This is a genomic window from Pseudomonas sp. PGPR N4 (genome assembly GCF_059693665.1).
The window spans coordinates 227,135-249,216 of the sequence record NZ_JCAUKV010000004.1 but is presented as its reverse complement, the minus strand read 5'-3'; the positions used below and the strand labels follow the sequence as shown (position 1 = coordinate 249,216).

Here is a 22,082-nt window from a genome sequence, read left to right as displayed (position 1 = left end):
CCTGCGCCGGGGCGCCGCTCCGGCTTGAGCCACCTTTGAGGAGACAACTCCAGTGAGCCTTAATATTTTCTGGTTCCTTCCAACCCACGGTGACGGCAAGTACCTGGGTACTTCCGATGGCGCCCGTGCGGTCGACCACGGTTACCTGCAACAGATTGCCCAGGCGGCGGACCGCCTTGGTTTCGGCGGCGTGCTGATCCCGACCGGACGCTCCTGCGAAGACTCCTGGCTGGTGGCCGCGTCGCTGATCCCGGTCACGCAGAACCTGAAGTTTCTGGTCGCGCTGCGTCCCGGCATCATTTCGCCGACCGTGGCGGCGCGCCAGGCAGCCACGCTGGATCGGCTGTCCAATGGCCGGGCGCTGTTCAACCTGGTCACTGGCGGTGATCCGGATGAGCTGGCCGGCGATGGCTTGCACCTCAACCACCAGGAGCGTTACGAAGCTTCGGTCGAGTTCACCCGCATCTGGCGCAAAGTGCTCGAAGGCGAAAACGTCGACTACGAAGGCAAACACATTCAGGTCAAGGGCGCCAAGCTGCTCTACCCACCGATCCAGCAACCGCGTCCGCCGCTGTACTTCGGCGGCTCTTCGGAGGCCGCGCAGGACCTGGCTGCCGAGCAGGTCGAGCTGTACCTGACCTGGGGCGAACCGCCTGCAGCAGTAGCCGAGAAGATCGCCCAGGTGCGCGAAAAGGCCGCCGCGCAAGGCCGCGAAGTACGCTTCGGCATCCGCCTGCATGTGATCGTGCGGGAAACCAACGAAGAAGCCTGGGCCGCCGCCGACAAGCTGATCTCGCACCTGGACGACGCCACCATTGCCCGTGCCCAGGCCTCGCTGGCGCGCTTCGACTCGGTTGGCCAGCAACGCATGGCCGCTCTGCACGGCGGCAGCCGCGACAACCTTGAAGTCAGCCCCAACCTGTGGGCCGGGGTTGGCCTGGTGCGCGGCGGTGCTGGCACTGCGCTGGTCGGCGATGGCCCGACCGTGGCAGCGCGGGTCAAGGAATACGCAGCGCTGGGCATCGACACCTTCATCTTCTCTGGCTACCCGCACCTGGAAGAGTCATACCGCGTGGCCGAGCTGCTGTTCCCGCATCTGGATGTACAGCGCCCGGAGCAACCGAAAGCGGGTGGCTACGTCAGCCCATTTGGCGAGATGGTCGCCAACGACATCCTGCCCAAGTCCGTGTCGCAGAGCTGAGGACCGGACCATGAGTCGTGCAACCTCATCCACCCTGGCTCAGCGCCTGGCCCCCTGGGCACTGCCGGTACTGCTGCTGGCGATCTGGCAACTGGCGGTCAGCGCTGGCTGGCTGTCGACGCGCATCCTGCCCGCACCCAGCGCAGTGGTCAGCGCTGGTGTCGAGCTGGTACGCAGCGGCGAGATCTGGACTCACCTGGCCATCAGCGGCTGGCGTGCGGGGCTGGGTTTTGCCATCGGCGGCAGCATCGGCCTGGTGCTGGGCTTTATCACCGGCCTGTCGAACTGGGGTGAACGCCTGCTCGACAGCTCGGTGCAGATGATTCGTAACGTGCCGCACCTGGCGCTGATCCCACTGGTGATCCTGTGGTTCGGTATCGATGAGTCGGCGAAGATCTTTCTGGTCGCGCTGGGCACGCTGTTCCCGATCTACCTGAACACCTACCACGGTATCCGCAACGTTGACCCGGCCCTGGTGGAAATGGCCCGCAGCTACGGCCTGTCCGGCTTCAGCCTGTTCCGTCAGGTGATCCTGCCGGGTGCGCTGCCATCGATTCTGGTCGGTGTGCGCTTTGCTCTGGGCTTCATGTGGCTGACCTTGATCGTCGCCGAAACCATCTCGGCCAACGCCGGTATCGGTTACCTGGCGATGAACGCCCGGGAGTTTCTGCAGACCGACGTGGTGGTGCTGGCAATCGTGCTCTACGCCGTGCTCGGCAAGCTTGCTGACCTCGCCGCCCGCGGCCTGGAACGCGCCTGGTTGCGCTGGCACCCGGCCTATCAAGTGGCCAAGAAGGAGGGCGCATGACCGTGCTCAAGGAACAACCGCCGCGCTTGCTGCGTGGCATCCCGCTGGCCACCCAGGGTGTGCGCAAGAGCTTTGGCCAGCGCGAAGTGCTGCGCGGCATTGATCTGCACATCCCGGCCGGGCAGTTCGTCGCCATCGTTGGCCGCAGTGGCTGCGGCAAGAGCACCTTGCTGCGCTTGCTGGCGGGCCTCGACCAGCCCACCGGCGGCCAGTTGCTGGCCGGCGCTGCGCCGCTGGCCGAGGCCCGCGAAGAAACCCGTTTGATGTTCCAGGACGCGCGCCTGCTGCCATGGAAAAAGGTCATCGACAACGTCGGCCTCGGCCTCAACGGCGACTGGCGGCAAAAGGCGCTGGACGCACTGGAAGCCGTTGGCCTGGCCGACCGCGCCAATGAGTGGCCAGCGGCGTTATCTGGCGGGCAGAAGCAGCGTGTGGCCCTGGCCCGCGCACTGATTCACCAGCCACGCCTGCTGCTGCTCGACGAGCCACTTGGCGCGCTGGATGCGCTGACCCGGATCGAGATGCAGCAACTGATCGAACGCCTGTGGCGCCAGCATGGCTTCACCGTGCTGCTGGTCACCCATGACGTCAGCGAGGCGGTTGCCGTGGCCGACCGGGTGATCCTGATCGAAGACGGTGCGGTCGGCCTCGACCTCAACGTCGAGCTGGCGCGGCCCCGGGTGCGCGGCTCGCACCGTCTGGCCGTACTGGAAAGCGAAGTTCTCAACCGAGTTTTGTCTGTACCGGGCGCTGCGCCCGAGCCGGACCCTGTAGCACCTTTGCCCACGCAGTTGCGTTGGGCTCACTGAACCCTGAAACCAGCACAAAGGAATCACACCATGACTATCAAAGCGATCAACGTCCGCAACCAGTTCAAAGGCACTGTGAAAGAAATCCTCGAAGGCCCGGTATTGTCGGAAATCGACGTGCAGACCGCCTCCGGTGTGGTCACCTCGGTGATCACCACGCGTTCGGTAAAAGAGTTGGAATTGCAGGTGGGCAGTGAAGTGATTGCCTTCGTCAAATCGACCGAAGTCTCTATCGCCAAGCTGTGATGGCGTTTGGTGTGTCGGGGCCGTTTTGCGGCCCTTCGCGGGCAAGCCCGCTCCCACAGGGATCGTTGTGGGAGCGGGCTTGCCCGCGAAGGAACGCAAAGCGCCCCAAAACTATCAGCGTTTAGGCAGGAACAGCGGCAAATACAACCCCAGATACGCCTCACACACCCGCTTGCCTTCCTCGGCCATGCGCGGGGTGATCTGCTCGTGCAGCTGCACCGAACGGGCATAGACCCGGTCGCTCAGTTCCATCGCCAGGGCAAACACATCGACGTCGTGGGGCATTGCCGGTAGCTGGAAATGCTGATCGAACAGCTTGTGCATCAGCTCGCCCAACTCCAGATCATGCTTGCGATCCGCCTGGGTCACTTCGCTCAAGCCATGCTGGGCCAGAATCAACTGCCGCGCTGCGGCATCCTCCTGATAGATCTCCAACATACGTTGCTCGATCAGCCGCGACAGGTCATGCCAGGTGGTCAGCGCGCTGCTGTCGATCGGCGCGCGCAGTGCCTCACGAAAGGCCCGGTGCACATCTGCCGTCAGCGCTTCGAGCAGGGCCGGCACGCTGGCAAAGAAGTGGTACACCGACGACGGCGGGATCTGCGCGTGTTCAGCCACGCTGTAGATCGACAGCCCGGCCACACCGTGCGCCGCAAGCAACTCGCGGGCTGCCGCCAGGATCGTGACGATCCTGGCCTGGCTGCTGGCGCGCGGCTTGCGTGGTGTGGGCGTACGGGTCATCAGTTGCTGATGGCCAGGATGCTGGCCTGGTAGGCACCGACGAACAGGTCGAAGTCACCCACCTCGTCCTGCTCCAGGCGCGCCTGCTCGGCCAGCGAGTCACGTGCCAGCGTCTCGAAAGCTTGCTGGCGCTCGGGGCTCAACGGCTGCTCACGGAAGGTTTCGGCATGCAGACGGCTCTGACGCATGGAGAATTCGACAAAGCTCTCATCGTGCTCGGTCATGCGCGCCAGCACCTGCGCCGACGGTGTCAGTTCGGGATCATCGACCTTGGCCTGCTGCGCTTCAACCGCTTTGGCGTGGGCGTCGCCGCCGTTGGCTTGATCGAGCAACGCGGCCAGCGGCGCGATACGCTGGATCAGCTCGCCGGCCCACTCCTTGAGCGTCACCGGTTGGCCATTGCGCTGCAGCTCCAGGCCCGGCTTGCGGCCTTGCTTGACCACGCTGAGGAAGTTGCTGGTGCACTGGCCGCATTCGCCGTTGCTCAGCTGCGGGCTGTCGTCCAGCGCGCACAGCAGCAGGAATGCATCGAGGAAGCGCGACTGCTGCAGGTCGATACCGACCGGCAGGAACGGGTTGATGTCCAGGCAGCGCACTTCGACGTACTGCACGCCGCGCGAGGCCAGCGCCTGGATCGGCCGCTCGCCGGTGTAGGTCACGCGCTTGGGGCGGATGTTCGAGTAGTACTCGTTTTCGATCTGCAGGATATTGGTGTTGAGCTGAACCCACTCGCCATCCTTGTGCGTACCGATCTCGACGTATGGCGGGTACGGCGTGCCGACCGCCTTGCGCAGGCTGTCGGTGTAGCTGGCGAGGTCGTTGTAGCACGGCGTCAGGCCGGCCTGGGCGTTGCTCTGGTAACCCAGGTCGCTCATGCGCAGGCTGGTCGCGTAGGGCAGGTACAGGGTGTCGGGGTCGAGCTGTTCGAGCTGGTGCGCACGGCCACGCATGAAGCCTGCATCCAGCGCCGGAGAAGCGCCGAACAGGTACATCAGCAGCCAGCTGTAACGGCGGAAGTTACGAATCAGGGCGATGTACGCCGCCGACTGGAAGTCACGGTCGCTATCGGCGCCGCCTTCCTTTTCGCGCAGCAGAGGCCACAGGGCCTCGGGCAGCGAGAAGTTGTAGTGAATACCGGCAATGCACTGCATGGTCCGGCCGTAACGCAGGGCCAGGCCCTTGCGGTAGACATACTTGAGCTGGCCGATATTGGAGGTGCCGTAATAGCCGATCGGAATATCCTCTTCGGCCGGCAATGCACAGGGCATCGACGGGCTCCACAGGTATTCGTTACCCAGCTTGGACTGGACGAAGCGATGCACCTCTTCGAGGTTATCCAGCACCGCTGCCGGGTCGGCCAGGGCCGGAGTAATGAACTCCAGCAGCGATTCTGAATAATCGGTGGTGATCTGCTCGTTGGTCAGCGCCGATCCCAGGGCCTCGGGATGCGGGGTCTGGGCCAGGCGACCTTGATCGGTCACGCGCAGGCATTCGCGCTCAATACCGTGCAGGCACTGCTTGAGCAAGGGGAGATTGGCACTGAGCAGGCTCAGGCGGCTGTTGAGGAGTTCGCTCAAGATGTATTCCTTCACGCGTCAGTCGCCCCAATATGGGGGTAGAAATAACGGTCTACAAGGGTAGGGACAAAGGAACTGGCGTTGTCGCCTGGTTACGCGGTTTCGGCAGTGCCATCACACTGCCGAAAATACCGCAGATAGCGCTTTGTGAGCTAGAGAACCGCGAAGGTTCCCTGAGCTTTCGCAACCAGCTTGTCGTCTTGGACTACGTCGGCGTCGACCACCAGTGTGCGCCGGCCCGCGTGCAGCACGCGCGCGGTGCATAGCACCTCGCCGTCGCTGACGGCGCGCATGTAGTTGATCTTGCATTCGATGGTCACGCTTTGCTGGTCAAAGCCATGGCTGGCCGAGCAGGCCAGGCCCATGGCGATGTCGACCAGGCTGAGGATCGCCCCGCCGTGCAGCTTCTGGCCGCGATTACGCAGCTGTGGCGTCAGTGTCAGGGCCACCGTCGCAACACCCTCTTCAAGGCGCTGCAGGCGGCAGCCAAGCAACTGGCTGAAGGCGCTTTCGACGTATTCGCTGGGCAGGTTGGTCATTTCTTCTTCAACTGCTTGGCGTTGGCGAACAGCGAGGCCATGGCGTTGTTGGCTGGCGCGGCCTTGGCAGTTTCACGCGGGCGCGCTGGCTGCTGCGGGCGGTTGCCGCCATTGGTCCGGCCACCACCGCGGTTGCCTTCGACCTTCTCGCCCGGGGTGTCGCCCATGCGCATCGACAGGGCGATACGTTTGCGCGGGATATCCACCTCCATCACCTTGACCTTGACCACATCGCCGGCCTTGACCGCTTCACGCGGGTCCTTGATGAACTTCTCCGACAGCGACGAGATGTGCACCAGGCCATCCTGATGCACGCCGATATCAACGAAGGCACCGAAGTTGGTGACGTTGGTGACCACACCTTCGAGGATCATCCCAGGCTCGAGGTCCTTGAGCTCTTCGACGCCGTCCTGGAACGAGGCGGTCTTGAACTCCGGGCGCGGGTCACGGCCGGGCTTGTCCAACTCTTGCAGGATGTCGGTGACGGTCGGCAGGCCGAAGGTCTCGTCGGTGAAGTTTTTCGGGTCGAGGCGCTTGAGGAAGGCGCTGTCGCCGATCAGCGAGCGGATGTCGCGGTCGGTGCCGGCGGCAATCCGCTGCACCAGCGGGTAGGCTTCCGGGTGCACGGCGGAGGCGTCCAGCGGGTTGTCGCCGTTCATCACACGGAGGAAGCCGGCGGCCTGTTCGAAGGTTTTTTCGCCGAGGCGGCTGACCTTTTTCAGTGCAGCGCGGGTGGCGAAGGGGCCATTGGCGTCGCGGTGGGCAACGATATTCTGCGCCAGGGTCGCGTTCAGCCCAGAGATGCGCGTCAGCAGCGCCACCGAGGCGGTGTTGACGTCGACGCCAACGGCGTTCACGCAGTCTTCCACTACCGCGTCCAGGCCGCGGGCCAGCTTCAACTGGGAGACATCATGCTGGTACTGGCCGACGCCGATCGATTTCGGGTCGATCTTGACCAGCTCGGCGAGCGGGTCCTGCAGGCGTCGGGCAATCGACACCGCGCCACGGATCGATACGTCCAGGTCCGGGAACTCGCGTGCTGCCAACTCCGAGGCGGAGTACACCGAAGCGCCGGCTTCGGAGACCATCACCTTGGTCATCTTCAGTGCTGGGTATTTTTTGATCAGTTCAGCGGCAAGCTTGTCGGTTTCGCGGCTGGCGGTGCCGTTGCCGATCGCGATCAGCTCCACCGAATGCTTGGCGCACAGTGCGGCCAGCACGGCGATGGTGCGGTCCCAGTCGTTGCGCGGCACGTGCGGGTAGACCGTGGCGGTGTCTAGCAGTTTGCCGGTGGCATCCACCACCGCAACCTTGCAGCCGGTACGCAGGCCCGGGTCCAGGCCCAACGTCGTGCGCGGGCCTGCCGGGGCGGCGAGCAGCAGGTCGTGCAGGTTATGCGCGAAGACGTTGATCGCTTCGCTCTCGGCGGCTTCACGCAGCTCGCCGAACAGGTCGGTTTCAAGGTGGGTGTAGAGCTTGACCTTCCAGGTCCAGCGCACCACTTCGCCGAGCCATTTGTCGGCCGGGCGGGCGCGGTTTTCCACGCCGAAGTGCTGGCCGATCATCAGCTCGCACGGGTGCAGGGTGCCCGGCAGCTCTTCGCCGACTTTAAGCGCGGCGCTGAGTACGCCTTCGTTGCGGCCACGGAAGATTGCCAGCGCACGGTGCGACGGGGCGCTGCGCAGCAGCTCGTCATGGGCGAAGTAATCGCGGAACTTGGCGCCTTCCTCTTCCTTGCCCGGTACCAGGCGGGCACTGAGTACGGCTTCCTGCTTGAGGAAGTTGCGCAGTTTTTCCAGCAGGCCGGCGTCTTCGGCGAAGCGCTCCATGAGGATGTACTTGGCGCCTTCCAGCGCGGCTTTGACGTCGGCTACGCCCTTGTCGGCGTCAACGAAGCGCGCGGCTTCGCTTTCCGGGGTCAGTTGCGGGTCGTTGAACAGGCCGTCGGCCAGCTCGCCGAGGCCGGCTTCGAGGGCGATCTGGCCCTTGGTGCGGCGCTTTTGCTTGTACGGCAGGTACAGGTCTTCGAGGCGGGTCTTGGTGTCGGCCAGCTTGATCTCGCGGGCCAGCTCCGGGGTCAGCTTGCCTTGCTCGTCGATGCTGGCAAGGATGCTCGCGCGACGGTCATCCAGCTCGCGCAGGTAGCGCAGGCGCTCATCCAGGTGGCGCAGCTGGGTGTCGTCGAGGCTGCCGGTGACTTCCTTGCGATAACGGGCGATGAAGGGCACCGTCGAGCCTTCGTCCAACAGGGCCACGGCCGCCTCGACCTGTTGCGGGCGAACGCCGAGTTCTGCGGCAATACGGCTGTTGATGCTGTCCATGAAAACCACCTGACAATATGTGAATACTGGAGGCCGCAGGTGGGCATTCGTGCCCGGCGGCGCTGGGTGAAAGGCGCGCATTATACCCATCGCGCCGGGCTTGCGGTGATAGCGCCGCGCCATCGGCGGCCGCGTGGAAGTGGCGCCCGGGGAAAAATCTGCTAACAATGCACACGGCACGCGCTGCAATGGCTACGCCATAATGCGCAGCGATCTCAGAGGAGTTATTGATGACCAGCACGCCTAACACAGTTGAAGGTGACAAGATTCTCATCGTCGACGACGATCCGGGGCTCAGCAGCCTGCTGGAGCGTTTTTTCACCAGCAAGGGCTACCGCACCCGGGCAGTACCCAATGTCGAACAGATGGACCGGCTGCTGGCCCGTGAGGTGTTCAACCTGGTTGTACTCGACCTGATGCTGCCTGGCGAAGATGGCTTGTCTGCCTGCCGCCGCCTGCGCGCAGCGAACAACCAGATCCCGATCATCATGCTTACCGCCAAGGGCGACGAGTTGAGCCGAATCAAGGGCCTGGAACTGGGCGCCGACGATTACCTGGCCAAGCCGTTCAACCCCGACGAGCTGATGGCGCGGGTCAAGGCCGTGCTGCGCCGCCAGTCGGCGCCGGTGCCTGGTGCGCCTGGCAGCGAAGACGAGACCGTGACCTTCGGTGACTACGAGCTGTCGCTGGCCACCCGCGAGCTCAAGCGTGGCAATGAAGTGCACATGCTCACCACCGGCGAATTCGCCGTGCTCAAGGCGCTGGTGATGCACGCCCGCGAGCCGCTCACCCGCGACAAGCTGATGAACCTGGCCCGTGGCCGCGAGTGGGATGCGCTGGAGCGCTCCATCGATGTGCAGATCTCGCGCTTGCGCCGCATGATTGAACCGGACCCGTCCAAGCCGCGCTATATCCAGACGGTCTGGGGCGTGGGCTACGTGTTCGTGCCGGACGGAAACTCCGGCAAATGAGTCTGCAGGCTTGCCACTACGCTGCAGGGCGACCCGAACGGGCCGCCCTGTTTGCGTCTGTGGCCAGCCGGCAATCTGGCGGGCTCTGCTCGCGCCTGTTCTGCAGTAGATGTCCTCGATGAAAACCCCTGTTTGGTTCCCGCAAAGCTTCTTCGCCCGCACCCTGTGGCTGGTGCTTATCGTCGTGCTGTTCTCCAAGGCGCTGACCCTGGTCTACCTGCTGATGAACGAAGACGTGCTGGTCGACCGTCAGTACAGCCATGGCGTGGCCCTGACCTTGCGCGCCTATTGGGCAGCCGATGAAGAAAACCGCGAGAAGATCGCCGAAGCGGCCGGCCTGATCCGGGTAACCGGTGCCGGCGTGCCGGAAGGCGAACAGCACTGGCCGTACAGCGAAATTTATCAGCGGCAGATGCAGGCCGAGCTGGGCGAGGACACCGAAGTGCGCCTGCGCGTGCATGCGCCGCCGGCGCTGTGGGTCAATGCGCCGAGCCTGGGCCCGGGCTGGCTGAAGGTGCCGCTGTACCCGCACCCGTTGCGCGGGCAAAAAATCTGGAACGTACTCGGCTGGTTCCTGGCCATTGGTTTGCTGTCGACAGCGTCGGCGTGGATCTTCGTCCGTCAGCTCAACCAGCCGCTCAAGCGCCTGGTGTTTGCCGCCCGTCAGCTTGGCCAGGGGCGCAGTGTGCGCTTGCCGGTCAGCGACACGCCAAGCGAGATGGCCGAGGTGTACCGCTCGTTCAACCAGATGGCTGAAGACGTCGAACAGGCCGGGCGCGAGCGTGAGCTGATGCTGGCGGGGGTTTCGCATGACCTGCGCACGCCGCTGACGCGCTTGCGCCTTTCGCTGTCACTGATGGACAACGACAACGACCTGACCGACGACATGGTCCGCGACATCGAAGACATGGACGCGATTCTCGATCAGTTTCTGGCGTTTATCCGTGATGGCCGTGACGAGCCGTTGGAAGAAATCGACTTCTCCGACCTGGTGCGTGAGGTGGTTGCGCCGTACAACCAGCCGGAAGAGCGCGTGCGCTTGTGCCTGGAGCCTATTCCGCCGTTCCCGCTGCGCCGTGTTTCGCTCAAGCGTATGCTCGGCAACCTGATCGGCAATGCCTTGCACCATGCGGGGCAGGGCGTTGAAGTAGCAGCTTATGTATCGGGCGACGATAGCGCGCCGTATGTGGTGTTGAGCGTGCTCGACCGCGGCGCGGGGATCGACGAGTCGGAGCTGGAAACCATCTTCAACCCGTTCATCCGGGGTGACCGTGCGCGCGGTGGCAAGGGCACGGGGCTGGGCCTGGCCATCGTCAAACGGATTGCGGCGCAGCATGGCGGCAATGTCGAGTTGCGTAATCGCTCTGGCGGCGGCATTGAAGCGCGGGTGCGTTTGCCGTTGGGCTTGCTGCTACCGCGCAACGCAGTGTGATTGCCGGGGCCGCTCAGCGGCCCCGACAATGTCAGCCCTTACCCTTGGTGCGGGTCTGATTCGGCCCGCCGTTCTTCTCCAGGTGCTCGATGATCATCCCGGCAACGTCCTTGCTGGTGGTGACCTCGATGCCTTCCAGGCCTGGCGATGAGTTGACCTCCATCACCAGTGGGCCGTGGTTGGAGCGCAGGATGTCGACGCCGGCCACGCTCAAACCCATGACCTTCGCCGCGCGAATGGCGGTGATGCGCTCTTCCGGGGTGATCTTGATCAGGCTGGCAACACCGCCACGATGCAGGTTGGAACGGAATTCACCCGGCTTGGCCTGACGCTTCATCGAGGCAATTACCTTGTCGCCAACCACGAAGCAGCGGATATCGGCGCCGCCGGCTTCCTTGATGTATTCCTGGACCATGATGTTCTGCTTCAGGCCCATGAACGCCTCGATCACCGATTCGGCGGCCTGGGTGGTCTCGCACAGCACCACGCCAATGCCCTGGGTGCCTTCCAGCACCTTGATCACCAGGGGCGCGCCGTTGACCATCTGGATCAGGTCGGGGATATCGTCCGGCGAGTGGGCAAAGCCGGTAATCGGCAAGCCGATACCGCGCCGCGACAGCAGTTGCAACGAGCGCAGCTTGTCCCGCGAGCGGGCGATTGCCACCGATTCGTTGAGCGGATTCACGCCCATCATCTCGAACTGGCGCAGCACTGCGCAGCCATAGAAGGTAACGGACGCGCCGATCCGCGGGATCACCGCATCAAAGCCCTCCAGCGGCCGCCCACGGTAGTGGATCTGCGGCTTGTGGCTGGCGATGTTCATGTAGGCACGCAGGGTATCGATCACAACCATCTCGTGGCCACGCTGGGTACCGGCTTCAACCAGGCGGCGGGTGGAATACAGACGCGGGTTCCGCGACAGCACAGCGATCTTCATGCAGCACCTGTGACAGGGAGAGGGTTGACCGGAAAGGCCGGTTTTTCCTGAACGTATTTCGAGCTTGGGTCCACCACCAGTTGGCCGTGGATCAATGCCTTGGAACCGAGCAGCAAGCGGTAGCGCATGGCCTTGCGACAGGCCAGGGTGAATTCGACCTCCCAGACCCGGTCTCCCAGCGCCAGCGGCGTGCGGATCACATAGCGGACCTGGGCATGGCCGTTGGAGCTCTTGATGCTTTTCATGGTCACCAGTGGGGCTTCACAGCGGCGATGGCGCAGCTGCACCACGGAGCCGAGGTGTGCAGTAAATCGGACCCACTGCTCACCGTCGCGTTCAAACGGCTCGACATCGGTGGCGTGCAGGCTCGAGGTGCTGGCGCCGGTGTCGATCTTGGCGCGCAGGCCGGCCAGCCCGAGCTCGGGCAGCGCCACCCACTCGCGCAGGCCGATCACACTCAGATGGTCAAATGTCTTCACTAATCACACCCTGGGGATAAGGTGGTGAACTTTAAGCACCGCGCAGAATTTTTGCATCCGTCAGTGACGGTAGTACAGTTCGGTTAAAGACAGAATTCGAGGTAAAGAGATGGCACAAAAGTCGGAAGAAGACGACAAGGTACGCCTGGACAAATGGCTGTGGGCCGCGCGGTTCTACAAGACCCGCGCCCTGGCCAAGGCGGCCATCGAAAGCGGCAAGGTGCACTGCCGCGGCGAGCGCTGCAAGCCCGGCAAGGAGCCACGGGTGGGCGACGAGTTCGTCCTGCGTACCGGCTTTGACGAGCGCACCATCGTCGTCAAGGCGCTGTCGGTGGTACGCCGCGGCGCGCCTGAGGCGCAGCTGCTGTATGGCGAAACCGAAGAGAGCATCCGCCGCCGCGAGCAGGCCGCGCAGCAGCGCAAGGATGGCGCCCTGGGGATGACGACCGATGGTCGGCCCAACAAGAAACAGCGCCGGCAGATCCACCAGCTGCACGGCAGCTTCGACTGATCTGTGCTGTTGTAAGAGGATGAGACAGGGAGCGCCTCATGCGTGGGCCGTACCAGGCCTGTTAATATGTGGACATTATTTTTCCAGATAGCCAGAACCTTATGAGCGACCTCCCTGCTACCGATTTCACTCAACGTTTCCTGTTCGACGACCGCGACGTGCGTGGCGAGATGGTCGGGCTGGAGCGCAGTTATGCCGAAGTGCTGGCCAAGCACCCCTACCCGCAGCCGGTAGCGCTCCTGCTCGGTGAGTTGATGGCCGCCGCCGCGCTACTGGTGGGCACCCTCAAGTTCGACGGCCTGTTGATCCTGCAGGCGCGCTCTGAAGGCCCAGTGCCGTTGCTGATGATCGAATGCTCCAGCGAGCATGACATCCGTGGCCTGGCCCGTTATGAGGCGGACCAGATTGCCGCCGATGCAACCCTCACCGACCTGATGCCAGACGGCGTGCTGGCCTTGACCGTCGACCCGATCAACGGTCAGCGCTACCAGGGCATGGTCGACCTGCACGGCAAGGACCTGTCGGAGTGCTTCACCAACTACTTCGTCATGTCGCAGCAGATCAACACCACCATCACCCTGGCTGCCGACGGCTCGCGTGCCCGTGGCTTGCTGGTGCAGCAGTTGCCTGCCGACCGTCAGAAAGACAGCGATGAGCGCGATGAAAGCTGGAACCACGTCAAGGCTTTGGCGAACACTGTCAAAGCCGAGGAATTACTGGGCCTGGACAACGAAACCATGCTCCATCGCCTGTACCACGAAGAGGCTGTGCGCCTGTTCGACCTGCAGCCGTTGCAGTTCCGCTGCAGCTGCTCCCGGGAACGTTCAGGCAATGCCTTGGTCAGTCTCGGTCAGGAAGACGCTCAGCAGCTGGTAGTCGAGCATGGTGGCCAAATCGAGGTCGATTGCCAGTTCTGCAATCAGCGTTATCTGTTTGATGCGACCGACGTTACGCAATTGTTTGCTGGCGGCGGCACAAGCGGCGCAGCAGAAACACGTCACTGAAACGTTTAATTGCAGTGGATTCTCCTGTCGTTCTGCGATAAACCGCAGTTCTGACAGGAGGGGTCTACTTTTTTTGGGCTTTTCTGGCATAATCCGGCCACTTTTTTCGCTGTAGTCGTTTTTTTCGGACCACTACAAAACGTTTGGAGCACTCGGCCTCGGGCCGGATGGGGTATCTCATGACGCAAGCCAACAACACCGTGTACACCGACCTGAGCGTCGATGAGCTGGTAAAAGAAGCGCTGTCCCGCGGTGAAGGCGAGCTGGCCGATACTGGCGCGCTGGTCGTGAAAACCGGTCACCGCACCGGCCGTTCGCCAGCTGACCGTTTCATCGTCGACGAACCCAGCACCACCGAGGCAATTGCCTGGGGCCCGATCAACCGCAAGTTCCCGGCCGACAAGTTCGATGCCTTGTGGGCTCGCGTTGAAGCGTTCAACAACGCTCAGGACCATTTTGTGTCCTACGTTCATGTAGGTGCTGCCGCCGAGCACTACCTGCCAGTGCGCATGACCACCCAGACTGCCTGGCAGAACCTGTTCGGTCGTTGCCTGTTCATCAACCCGGAGCAGTACAACCCGGCCGGTCGTGATGAGTGGCAAGTGCTCAACGTTGCCAACTTCGAATGCTCGCCTGAGCGCGATGGCACCAACTCCGACGGTTGCGTGATCATCAACTTCGCCCAGAAGAAAGTGCTGATCGCGGGCATGCGTTATGCCGGCGAAATGAAGAAAGCCATGTTCTCGGTACAGAACTTCCTGCTGCCGGCCGCTGACGTACTGCCTATGCACTGCGCGGCCAACATCGGCGAAGAAGGCGATGTCACCCTGTTCTTCGGCCTGTCCGGCACTGGCAAGACCACTCTGTCGGCCGATGAAAGCCGTTACCTGATCGGTGACGACGAACACGGCTGGGGCGAAGGCGTTGTCTTCAACATCGAAGGCGGCTGCTACGCCAAGTGCATCGACCTGTCCGAGAAGAACGAACCGGTCATCTGGAAAGCCATCAAGCACGGCGCAGTTCTGGAAAACGTGGTCATCGACGACGCCTCCAAGCACGCCGACTACGCCGATGTCAGCCTGACCCAGAACAGCCGCGCGGCCTATCCGCTGGAGCACGTTGCCAAGCGTTCCGAGAAGAACCTGGGCGGCGAGCCAAATGCCGTTATCTTCCTGACCTGCGACCTGACCGGCGTGCTGCCGCCAGTGTCGATCCTGAACAACGAGCAAGCGGCCTACCACTTCTTGTCGGGTTACACCGCGCTGGTCGGTTCGACTGAGATGGGTTCGGGCGGCGGCATCAAGTCGACCTTCTCCACCTGCTTCGGCGCGCCGTTCTTCCCGCGTCCTGCTGGCGAATACGCTGAGCTGCTGATCAAGCGCATCAACGGCTTCGGCTCCAAGGTCTACCTGGTCAACACCGGCTGGACCGGCGGCGGCTACGGCGTTGGCAAGCGCTTCAGCATCCCGACCACCCGTGCTGTGATCGCTGCGATCCAGAGCGGCGCGCTGGTGGGTGCCGAAACCGAACACCTGGACATCATCAACCTCGACGTGCCGAAAGCCGTTGAAGGTGTTGATACCAACCTGCTCAACCCACGCACCAACTGGGAAGACAAGGCTGCCTACGACGAGGCTGCCAAAGGTCTGGCCAAGCTGTTCATCGAGAACTTCAAGAAGTTTGAAGTTTCCGACGCAATCAAGGCTGCTGGGCCGAAGCTGTAAGCTTTAACCGGTACGCTGGATAGAAGCCGTCCTTAGGGGCGGCTTTTTTTTGACTGTGGTTTTGTTCAGGGCCACTGCTGCCGTGCATGCAGGATGCGAATAATCTCGAGTTTTTCATCTGCGCAGCGGTAGACCATCACGTAATTGGGGCGAACCACGATCTCTCTGGTGCCGGGATAACGCCCCTGCTTGTATAGATTGGGTTGCTGAGCCGCTTGCCTTGCTTTGTCTCTGGATTCAGTATCCAGCGTGATGGCCGCGCCAGGGTTGCTTTCGGCAATGATATTCATGATTCGCAAGCGGTCTTCCAGAGCCATATTCAACCAAACCAGACGCATCAGTGCGGTTTGGCCCTGAGCGCGGCCCGGCGGGCGGCGAAGGCGCTCTCGGCGTCTTCGTCATCCGTCGCCGGCGTTGTATCACTCAGGCTGGCCTCAACCTGTTCAAAAAACCAAGTCTCGTAGGCGGCTGCATCATGCACCCTCTTCAGCGCTTCAGCTCGATCAGGCCGTTGATAAGTGCTCAATTGGCGAGGATCGTAATTGGAACTGTCGATCTCGAAGTGATCAATGCCCAGTTCATGTAGATAAACGACCAAGGTCTCCAGCTTCTTGAATAGCCTGACACTGCCGCTGCGTTGGGCGGTAAGCAGATGCTCGCTTTCATCGACATTGATCTGCACGGCCCAGCCACCCGGCTGGCCTACTACATGTGTCGCATGGACGCGGCCGGTCTCTGCTATCCGCCGAAGCTCGGCATGATTGAGTTGTAGTGTAGGCACGGGGGTATGTCTCGGTTTCATAGGAGCGACCATGCTATGCGATCTACAATTGATTGCGACTATATGACTTCCCAAGCCTTTGTGGGAAGCTTCGCCTTCATGTAACCAACCCGCGTGGCAAACCATGACCGAATCCCCCCTGCGCTCCGACTTCAACCACTTCCACCCAATCCTCACCCGTCCGCAAGACAACGACGTCAACGGCCACATCGCTGGCGCTACTGTGCATGGCTTTTTTGAAACCGCGATCCAGGCATTTCTGGTAGAGCAGGCCGAGCTCGACCTGCGCGACGGCGCGCTGGCGGGCCTGGTGATCAGCTCGGCAGCCGACTTCTACGCCTTGCCGGCATTTCCGGATGTGCTCGAGGTGGGCCTGGGCGTGACGCGGCTGGCTGGCAGTACCGTTGAGTACCGTTTGGCGCTGTTCCGCCCAGGCGAGACCCAGGCGTGTGCGGCGGGCAGCCTGGTGCAGGTGTTCATCGAGCGCAGCTCAGGCCAGCCTGCCGTGCTGCCTGAGGCCATGCAGGCGACCCTTGCAGGCCTGCGGCCCAACCTTTAAAGGGCGCAAATGCAAAGGCCCCGCCGGGAGGGGCGGGGCCTTTTGATGCCTGGGCTAAGCCCTTGGCTGTCAGTGACGCCAGTGGCGTTTCGGCTTGTGCTTGCGATGGCCATAGTGGTGGCCGCGGTCGTAGTGACGACGGTCATCGTAGCCGCGACGGTAACGACGGTCGTCGCGCTCGTCTTCATCGGCCTTGTTGCCCATGTAGTTACCCAGCGCGCCACCTGCGCCGCCGCCTGCGGCTGCACCGATGTAGCTGCCGTTGGTGCCGCCTACGCTGCGGCCAATCACGTTACCGCCGGCTGCGCCCAGGGCACCACCGATTGCGGCTTCACCGCGTTGACGTTTATCGGCACCGACCGCACTGCCGGCAGCGCCGCCCAGGCCTGCGCCAATCGCGCCGCCGGTGCTGCCGCCAAGCTGCTGGCCTACCACTGAGCCGAGTACCCCACCCAGTGCGCCGCCAATACCTGCTTCAGTTGTGCCGCCTGCCATGGCAACGCCGCTGAGCAAGCCAAAAGACAACAACAGAATCGAGGAGTACTTCTTCATCAAGAGAACCTCAGAGGGATGACGAGGGCGAATTTGAGGCTCGGCGAGCACTCTGGCAATTGAAATCCGACGAGTAACACGAGTTGTACACAATTCTCTAAGTTACTGTTTTCAATATGAAACTTAATCGTTTTTTGCCTGTCATACGCTACTTGAGACAAAGCCCTGACCATTGCGGACAGGGCTTTTTTTGGTCTCCAGAAAGCCGATGAGGCTATGCCGTCAGAGGATTCGACCGGTGTCGCTGGCACGTTCCAGCTTGATCGCGATGAACTTGGAAGTCGGCGTGTGGCTACCGTCGCCAATGCTCTCCAGCGGCACCAGCGGGTTCACCTCTGGATAGTAGGCCGCCGCCTGCCCAGCCGGAATATCGTAGGCCAGCAGAGTGAAGCCACGTACCCGGCGCTCGATGCCATCGTCCCACAGCGACACGATATCGGCCTTCTGCCCAGGCGCGAAGCCCAGACGAATGATGTCGGCTTCGTTGACGAACAGCACGTCGCGCTGCGCCTTGACCCCGCGGTAACGGTCATCCAGGCCATAGATGGTGGTGTTGTACTGATCGTGCGAGCGCATCGATTGCATGATCAGGTCCGGCAACTGGCCGCTGGCGCGTACGCGCTCATCGAGCAGCGAGTCGGGCAGCAGGTTGGCCTTGAAGTTGGCGCGCCCGTTCGCGGTTTGCCACTTGCGGCTGCCAGCGCTGTTGCCCAGGTAGAAACCGCCCGGGTGTTTCAAGCGCTGATTGAAGTCGGCAAAACCGGGGATGGTGTCGGCGATCAGCTGGCGAATGCGGTCGTAGTCAGCCACCAGCCAGTGCCAGTCGACCGGGCGCTTGCCCAGCGTTGCGGCGGCAATACCGGCAATCACTGCAGGCTCGGAACGCATCTGTTTCGACAGCGGCTTGAGCTGGCCATTGGAGGCGTGGACCATGCTGAACGAGTCTTCCACCGTGACCGCCTGCGGGCCATCGGCCTGCATGTCGATGTCGGTACGGCCCAGGCACGGCAGGATCAACGCCTGCTTGCCATGCATCAGATGGCTGCGGTTGAGCTTGGTACTGATCTGCACGGTCAGGTCGCAGTTGCGCAGCGCCTCAGCGGTGCGCGCGGTGTCTGGCGTGGCTTGGGCGAAGTTGCCACCCAGGCCGATGAATACCTTGGAACGGCCATCGAGCATGGCGTGGATCGCCTCGACGGTGTTGTGGCCGTTGGCGCGCGGCACCGGGAAGGCGAAGCGTTGTTGCAGGGCATTGAGCAGCGCTGCTGGCGGCCGCTCGTTGATGCCCATGGTGCGGTCGCCCTGCACGTTACTGTGGCCGCGCACCGGGCACAGGCCGGCACCGGGCTGGCCGATGTTGCCGCGCAGCAGCATCACGTTGACCATTTCCTGAATGGTCGGCACTGAGTGGCGATGCTGGGTGATGCCCATCGCCCAGCACATGATCACGCGCTTGCCCTTGCAGTACATGCGCGCAGCCTGTTCGATCTCGGCCAGCTCCAGGCCCGACTGGGCCTGCAGCTGATCCCACGGGGTGGCATCGACCACCGCCAGGTACTCGTTGATGCCGTGGCCGTGCTCGGCAATGAACACATGATCGAAGATCGCCGGCTCGCCCTTGGCCTGGGCCTCGCGCTCCCACTGCAGGAGGAACTTGGCCATACCGCGCAGCAGTGCCATGTCGCCGCCCAGGGCAGGGCGGAAATACGCCGAGTTGGTTGGGCGGTCGCTGTTGGTGAGCATCTCCAGCGCATTCTGCGGGTGCTGGAAGCGCTCCAGGCCACGCTCCTTGAGCGGGTTGACGCAGATCACCTGTGCGCCGCGTTTGACCGCATCGCGCAGCGGGTCGAGCATGCGTGGGTGGTTGGTGCCGGGGTTCTGGCCCCAGACGAAGATCGCATCGGCGTGCTCGAAATCATCGAAGGTCACCGTGCCCTTGCCGACCCCGACGCTCTGGCCCAGGGCCACGCCGCTGGCTTCGTGGCACATGTTCGAGCAGTCCGGGAAGTTGTTGGTGCCGAACGCGCGGACAAACAGCTGATACAGGTAGGCCGCTTCGTTGCTGGCCCGGCCCGAGGTGTAGAACTCGGCCTGGTCCGGGCTGGTGAGGCCGTTCAGGTGCTGGGCGATCAGGGCGAAGGCGCTGTCCCAGTCGATCGGCTGGTAACGGTCGCTGGCCGGGTTGTACAGCATCGGCTCGGTCAGGCGACCCTGGTACTCGAGCCAGTAATCGCTCTGCTCAAGCAGCGAGGTCACGCTGTGGCGAGCGAAGAAGGCCGCATCGACACGGCGCTTGGTGGCTTCCCAGTTGACTGCCTTGGCGCCGTTCTCGCAGAACTTGACCATGCCGCTTTCAGGCGAGTCGCCCCAGGCACAGCCCGGGCAGTCGAAACCGCCGTTCTGGTTGGTCTTGAGCAGGGCGCGGATGTTCTTCAGTGCGTTGTCGCTGCCAACCCAGGCCTTGGCCACACTGCGCAGCGCACCCCAGCCGCCGGCGGCGCCGTTGTAGGGCTTGTAGCGAGGCGGGGTTTGTTCTTGCGGAAGCTTCTGATGGGAGGTCACGGCGATTTCGACTCCGCCACGGGGCTGAACACCCGTGGTGCACTGTGTTTGGGCAAATGAATAAGGTTGAGCTGATGCTTGCGCGCCCATTGCAGGGCAAGGCCGGTGGGCGCCGACAAACTGACCAGGGTCTGGATGCCTGCGCGCAGCACCTTCTGGATCAGTTCCAGGCTGCAGCGGCTGGTGACGATGGCCAGGCCGCCCTGGGTGTCGATCTGCTCGCGCAGCAAGGCGCCGATCAACTTGTCCAGCGCGTTGTGCCGGCCGATGTCTTCACGGCCCAGCAACAGCTCACCTTGGCTATTCATGAACAACGCCGCATGGACTGCACCGCAGTGCTGGCCCAGCGGTTGAAACTGATCGATGCGCCGGCGCAGGTCGTGCAGCCACTCGACCGGCGGCAGCGGCGCGCCGGGCAGGCTGGCCAGTTCTGGCAGCGCTTGCTCCAGCGCTTCGACACCGCACAGGCCGCAGCCACTGGTACCGGCCAACTGGCGGCGCTGGTTTTTCAGGTTCCAGAACGCCCGGCTGGCAATCTCCAGGTCGGCATACAGCGCCGAGCCACTGCCAGAAAGCTTTACGTCGTAGATTTCATCGGTGCTTTCGACGATGCCGCTGCCGACACTGAAACCGACGGCAAAATCTTCCAGATCGGTCGGGCTGACCAGCATCACGGCCTGGCTCAAGCCGTTGTAGGCGATCGCCAGCGCGACTTCTTCGGCAAGCGGCGTGCTGGCACGCTCGGCATCGCTGAGTTGGACGTAGTCGTAGGTGTTGCTGGCGGCAGGCAGGGACAGTGCAGTGGACGCCGCGCAGACCGGAGGTTTGCTGTTCATCGGGCGCAGTACCGTCTGGCTCATTAGTGCACAAGCCTAGGCTTGTGCGTCGGCGACGTCTAATCGCAAGGTTCTATGCCGTGATAGAGCGCGTCGATTGGTCGCACCCGGGCGGGTTGGGCAAACCTGTCCTAGACTTGCCGTTCCGAGGATTTATCAACATGGAGCGCGCAATGAGCCTATTCAGTTTCGTGAAGGAAGCCGGCGAGAAGTTGATCGACCTGCTTACGCCTGGCAATGCCAAGGCCGAAGAGCAGATCAAGGAGCACGTGAGCAAGGTGGGGCTGGGTAACCCCAATATCACCGCTACGGTTGATGGGGACAAGATTACCCTCACGGGCGACGTGGCCAGCCAGGAGGAGAAGGAAAAGATCATTCTCGCGGCGGGCAACATCGAGGGTGTGGCCAGCGTTGACGACCAGATTACCGTGACCGGGCCGGTGGTTAAGGCGGCTGTTTTCGTCACTGTCGTGAAGGGTGACACGCTGAGCGCGATCTCCAAGCGGGTTTATGGTGACGCGAACAAGTACAACAAGATTTTTGAGGCTAACAAGCCGATGTTGTCGCATCCGGACAAGATTTATGTGGGGCAGGTTTTGCGGATTCCTGAGTAAGGAATTCAGGTCCGCGTATTGGGGCTGCTTTGCAGCCCTTTCGCGACACAAGGCCGCTCCTACAGTGACCGCGTCGTGTCGACCTGCGCGGTCCCCTGTAGGAGCGGCCTTGTGTCGCGAAAGGGGCGCAGAGCGCCCCCAAAATCCCGAATATCACACCCTCTATCAGTGCATCCTATTCCGCGCTATCTCGATGTCATCCATGATCGCCTTGGCAAACGCACTCAGATAATCCGCTGCCCCCAACAGCTTGTGATCATTCTCCATGTCGCCCTCGCGGACCAGGTGCTTGATATAACCAAGCAATACCGACACCTGCTCATAGGCATGCTCAAACGGCACCCCCGGCATCACCCGAAAAATATGACAGGGCTTGTCGCCTGCCTCGAAAAACGTCTCTACGCCAACGGTGACGTCTGTGCGTGGGAGGTCGCTCATGCCGTTGCCTCCTGACGTGCCTGTAGCCGATGGAATACGTGCTCGACCAACCCGCGTGCGGTATCGGTACAGTGGCCGGCATTGATCAGCAAGTGGGTACCTGGCTCACCGGTATGGGTACGGCAGTGTTGCTCCAGGGTTGCTGAAACTCCGCGCAATAGTTCGCTGGCGTGGGCGAGGGCGTCGGGTGGGTACAGGTCGGGTTGGATGGAGGCGTAGAAGACGCTGGCGGTGGGTGGGTCGGGGACGATTTTTTTCATGGCAAAACTCCTCAATTCCATTGACGGAGGCTGCCGCTCGACTTTCTCAGGGATCGAGGGTGGCAGCCGTGCGCGGGGTGAGAAACCGAGGGAATCAAGGAAAACTCGGCCGGACCGAAGTCCGCCCGCGCACGGCCGCCATAACGGCTTGCCGCGTGATTCATTCAACGGGTTCTCACA

At 62.6% G+C, this 22,082-nt stretch carries 24 protein-coding genes; 11 read left to right on the top strand and 13 right to left on the bottom strand.

Features of this window, described 5'->3' with window-relative positions:
• Nucleotides 1-52 precede the first annotated feature (52 nt).
• The 4 genes from ssuD to AC58X1_RS17845 are packed head-to-tail and all read left to right on the top strand — an operon-like array spanning nt 53 to nt 3,064.
• Nucleotides 53-1,201, top strand: a complete 1,149-nt coding sequence (gene ssuD, locus AC58X1_RS17860; RefSeq protein WP_101322559.1) for an FMNH2-dependent alkanesulfonate monooxygenase — start codon at nt 53-55, stop codon at nt 1,199-1,201.
• A gap of 10 nt (nt 1,202-1,211) precedes the next feature.
• Nucleotides 1,212-2,009: an aliphatic sulfonate ABC transporter permease SsuC gene (gene ssuC, locus AC58X1_RS17855; RefSeq protein WP_101322558.1), complete on the top strand. Its 798-nt coding sequence runs from the start codon at nt 1,212-1,214 to the stop codon at nt 2,007-2,009.
• Nucleotides 2,006-2,818, top strand: coding sequence for an aliphatic sulfonates ABC transporter ATP-binding protein (ssuB, locus tag AC58X1_RS17850; RefSeq protein WP_497429242.1), 813 nt, complete (start codon nt 2,006-2,008; stop codon nt 2,816-2,818). Before ssuC ends, ssuB begins: the two co-directional genes overlap by 4 nt.
• Nucleotides 2,819-2,848: 30 nt before the next feature.
• A complete protein-coding gene (locus AC58X1_RS17845) occupies nt 2,849-3,064 on the top strand; it encodes a TOBE domain-containing protein (RefSeq protein ID WP_101322556.1) in 216 nt (71 codons plus the stop codon).
• A gap of 114 nt (nt 3,065-3,178) precedes the next feature.
• Here AC58X1_RS17845 and AC58X1_RS17840 read toward each other — a convergent pair whose 3' ends face one another.
• From AC58X1_RS17840 to AC58X1_RS17825, 4 genes are all read right to left on the bottom strand, one after another.
• On the bottom strand, nt 3,179-3,805 hold the full coding sequence (locus AC58X1_RS17840) for a TetR/AcrR family transcriptional regulator (protein WP_101322555.1): 627 nt from the start codon (nt 3,803-3,805) through the stop codon (nt 3,179-3,181).
• On the bottom strand, nt 3,805-5,382 hold the full coding sequence (gene gshA, locus AC58X1_RS17835; protein WP_409077653.1) for a glutamate--cysteine ligase: 1,578 nt from the start codon (nt 5,380-5,382) through the stop codon (nt 3,805-3,807). Before gshA ends, AC58X1_RS17840 begins: the two co-directional genes overlap by 1 nt.
• A gap of 152 nt (nt 5,383-5,534) precedes the next feature.
• On the bottom strand, nt 5,535-5,921 hold the full coding sequence (locus tag AC58X1_RS17830) for a PaaI family thioesterase (protein ID WP_497429241.1): 387 nt from the start codon (nt 5,919-5,921) through the stop codon (nt 5,535-5,537).
• On the bottom strand, nt 5,918-8,242 hold the full coding sequence (locus AC58X1_RS17825) for a Tex family protein (RefSeq protein ID WP_497429240.1): 2,325 nt from the start codon (nt 8,240-8,242) through the stop codon (nt 5,918-5,920). The genes AC58X1_RS17830 and AC58X1_RS17825 overlap by 4 nt, the downstream gene beginning before the upstream one ends.
• Nucleotides 8,243-8,472: 230 nt before the next feature.
• On the opposite strand from AC58X1_RS17825, the gene ompR reads away from it, so the two are divergent.
• Entirely contained in the window at nt 8,473-9,213 is a 741-nt protein-coding gene (gene ompR, locus AC58X1_RS17820) for an osmolarity response regulator transcription factor OmpR (RefSeq protein ID WP_101322551.1), read from the top strand.
• Between the two features lie 118 nt (nt 9,214-9,331).
• Nucleotides 9,332-10,645, top strand: coding sequence for an ATP-binding protein (locus AC58X1_RS17815; protein WP_178080802.1), 1,314 nt, complete (start codon nt 9,332-9,334; stop codon nt 10,643-10,645).
• Nucleotides 10,646-10,676: 31 nt separating this feature from the next.
• Here the strand turns inward: AC58X1_RS17815 and rimK are convergent, their stop codons facing one another.
• The gene (rimK, locus tag AC58X1_RS17810; protein ID WP_101322549.1) at nt 10,677-11,582 is read right to left on the bottom strand and encodes a 30S ribosomal protein S6--L-glutamate ligase; all 906 of its coding nucleotides are present in this window, start codon (nt 11,580-11,582) and stop codon (nt 10,677-10,679) included.
• Nucleotides 11,579-12,061: a retropepsin-like aspartic endopeptidase RimB gene (rimB, locus tag AC58X1_RS17805; protein WP_101322548.1), complete on the bottom strand. Its 483-nt coding sequence runs from the start codon at nt 12,059-12,061 to the stop codon at nt 11,579-11,581. The genes rimK and rimB overlap by 4 nt, the downstream gene beginning before the upstream one ends.
• A gap of 109 nt (nt 12,062-12,170) precedes the next feature.
• Here rimB and AC58X1_RS17800 point away from each other — a divergent pair, with 109 nt between their 5' ends.
• The 3 genes from AC58X1_RS17800 to AC58X1_RS17790 all read left to right on the top strand — a co-directional run bounded on the left by AC58X1_RS17800 (nt 12,171) and on the right by AC58X1_RS17790 (nt 15,300).
• A complete protein-coding gene (locus AC58X1_RS17800; protein WP_101322547.1) occupies nt 12,171-12,572 on the top strand; it encodes an RNA-binding S4 domain-containing protein in 402 nt (133 codons plus the stop codon).
• A gap of 101 nt (nt 12,573-12,673) precedes the next feature.
• Complete coding sequence (gene hslO / locus AC58X1_RS17795; protein ID WP_101322546.1) at nt 12,674-13,576, top strand: Hsp33 family molecular chaperone HslO; 903 nt, start codon at nt 12,674-12,676, stop codon at nt 13,574-13,576.
• A 179-nt stretch (nt 13,577-13,755) separates the two neighbouring features.
• A complete protein-coding gene (locus AC58X1_RS17790; RefSeq protein ID WP_150570512.1) occupies nt 13,756-15,300 on the top strand; it encodes a phosphoenolpyruvate carboxykinase in 1,545 nt (514 codons plus the stop codon).
• A 65-nt stretch (nt 15,301-15,365) separates the two neighbouring features.
• On the opposite strand, the gene AC58X1_RS17785 is transcribed toward AC58X1_RS17790, so the two are convergent.
• A complete protein-coding gene (locus AC58X1_RS17785; protein WP_497429239.1) occupies nt 15,366-15,638 on the bottom strand; it encodes a type II toxin-antitoxin system RelE/ParE family toxin in 273 nt (90 codons plus the stop codon).
• Nucleotides 15,638-16,102, bottom strand: a complete 465-nt coding sequence (locus tag AC58X1_RS17780) for a ParC-related protein (RefSeq protein ID WP_223176012.1) — start codon at nt 16,100-16,102, stop codon at nt 15,638-15,640. The genes AC58X1_RS17785 and AC58X1_RS17780 overlap by 1 nt, the downstream gene beginning before the upstream one ends.
• Before the next feature lie 103 nt (nt 16,103-16,205).
• Here AC58X1_RS17780 and AC58X1_RS17775 point away from each other — a divergent pair, with 103 nt between their 5' ends.
• Nucleotides 16,206-16,640, top strand: a complete 435-nt coding sequence (locus AC58X1_RS17775) for an acyl-CoA thioesterase (RefSeq protein WP_101322544.1) — start codon at nt 16,206-16,208, stop codon at nt 16,638-16,640.
• A 69-nt stretch (nt 16,641-16,709) separates the two neighbouring features.
• Here AC58X1_RS17775 and AC58X1_RS17770 read toward each other — a convergent pair whose 3' ends face one another.
• The 3 genes from AC58X1_RS17770 to fdhD form a co-directional block, all read right to left on the bottom strand.
• Nucleotides 16,710-17,192, bottom strand: coding sequence for a glycine zipper domain-containing protein (locus tag AC58X1_RS17770; RefSeq protein ID WP_101322543.1), 483 nt, complete (start codon nt 17,190-17,192; stop codon nt 16,710-16,712).
• A 222-nt stretch (nt 17,193-17,414) separates the two neighbouring features.
• Entirely contained in the window at nt 17,415-19,754 is a 2,340-nt protein-coding gene (locus AC58X1_RS17765; RefSeq protein ID WP_188036832.1) for an FdhF/YdeP family oxidoreductase, read from the bottom strand.
• Complete coding sequence (gene fdhD, locus AC58X1_RS17760; protein WP_150570508.1) at nt 19,751-20,590, bottom strand: formate dehydrogenase accessory sulfurtransferase FdhD; 840 nt, start codon at nt 20,588-20,590, stop codon at nt 19,751-19,753. The genes AC58X1_RS17765 and fdhD overlap by 4 nt, the downstream gene beginning before the upstream one ends.
• Before the next feature lie 173 nt (nt 20,591-20,763).
• On the opposite strand from fdhD, the gene lysM reads away from it, so the two are divergent.
• Nucleotides 20,764-21,204 carry a peptidoglycan-binding protein LysM gene (lysM, locus tag AC58X1_RS17755; protein ID WP_101322541.1) on the top strand — a complete coding sequence of 147 codons (441 nt, stop codon included), beginning with the start codon at nt 20,764-20,766 and terminating at the stop codon, nt 21,202-21,204.
• 165 nt (nt 21,205-21,369) lie between these two features.
• On the opposite strand, the gene AC58X1_RS17750 is transcribed toward lysM, so the two are convergent.
• Together AC58X1_RS17750 and AC58X1_RS17745 are read right to left on the bottom strand one after the other, a co-directional pair.
• Nucleotides 21,370-21,642: a DUF3077 domain-containing protein gene (locus AC58X1_RS17750; protein WP_101322540.1), complete on the bottom strand. Its 273-nt coding sequence runs from the start codon at nt 21,640-21,642 to the stop codon at nt 21,370-21,372.
• Entirely contained in the window at nt 21,639-21,902 is a 264-nt protein-coding gene (locus AC58X1_RS17745; protein ID WP_150570507.1) for a hypothetical protein, read from the bottom strand. The genes AC58X1_RS17750 and AC58X1_RS17745 overlap by 4 nt, the downstream gene beginning before the upstream one ends.
• Between the last annotated feature and the right edge of the window lie 180 nt (nt 21,903-22,082).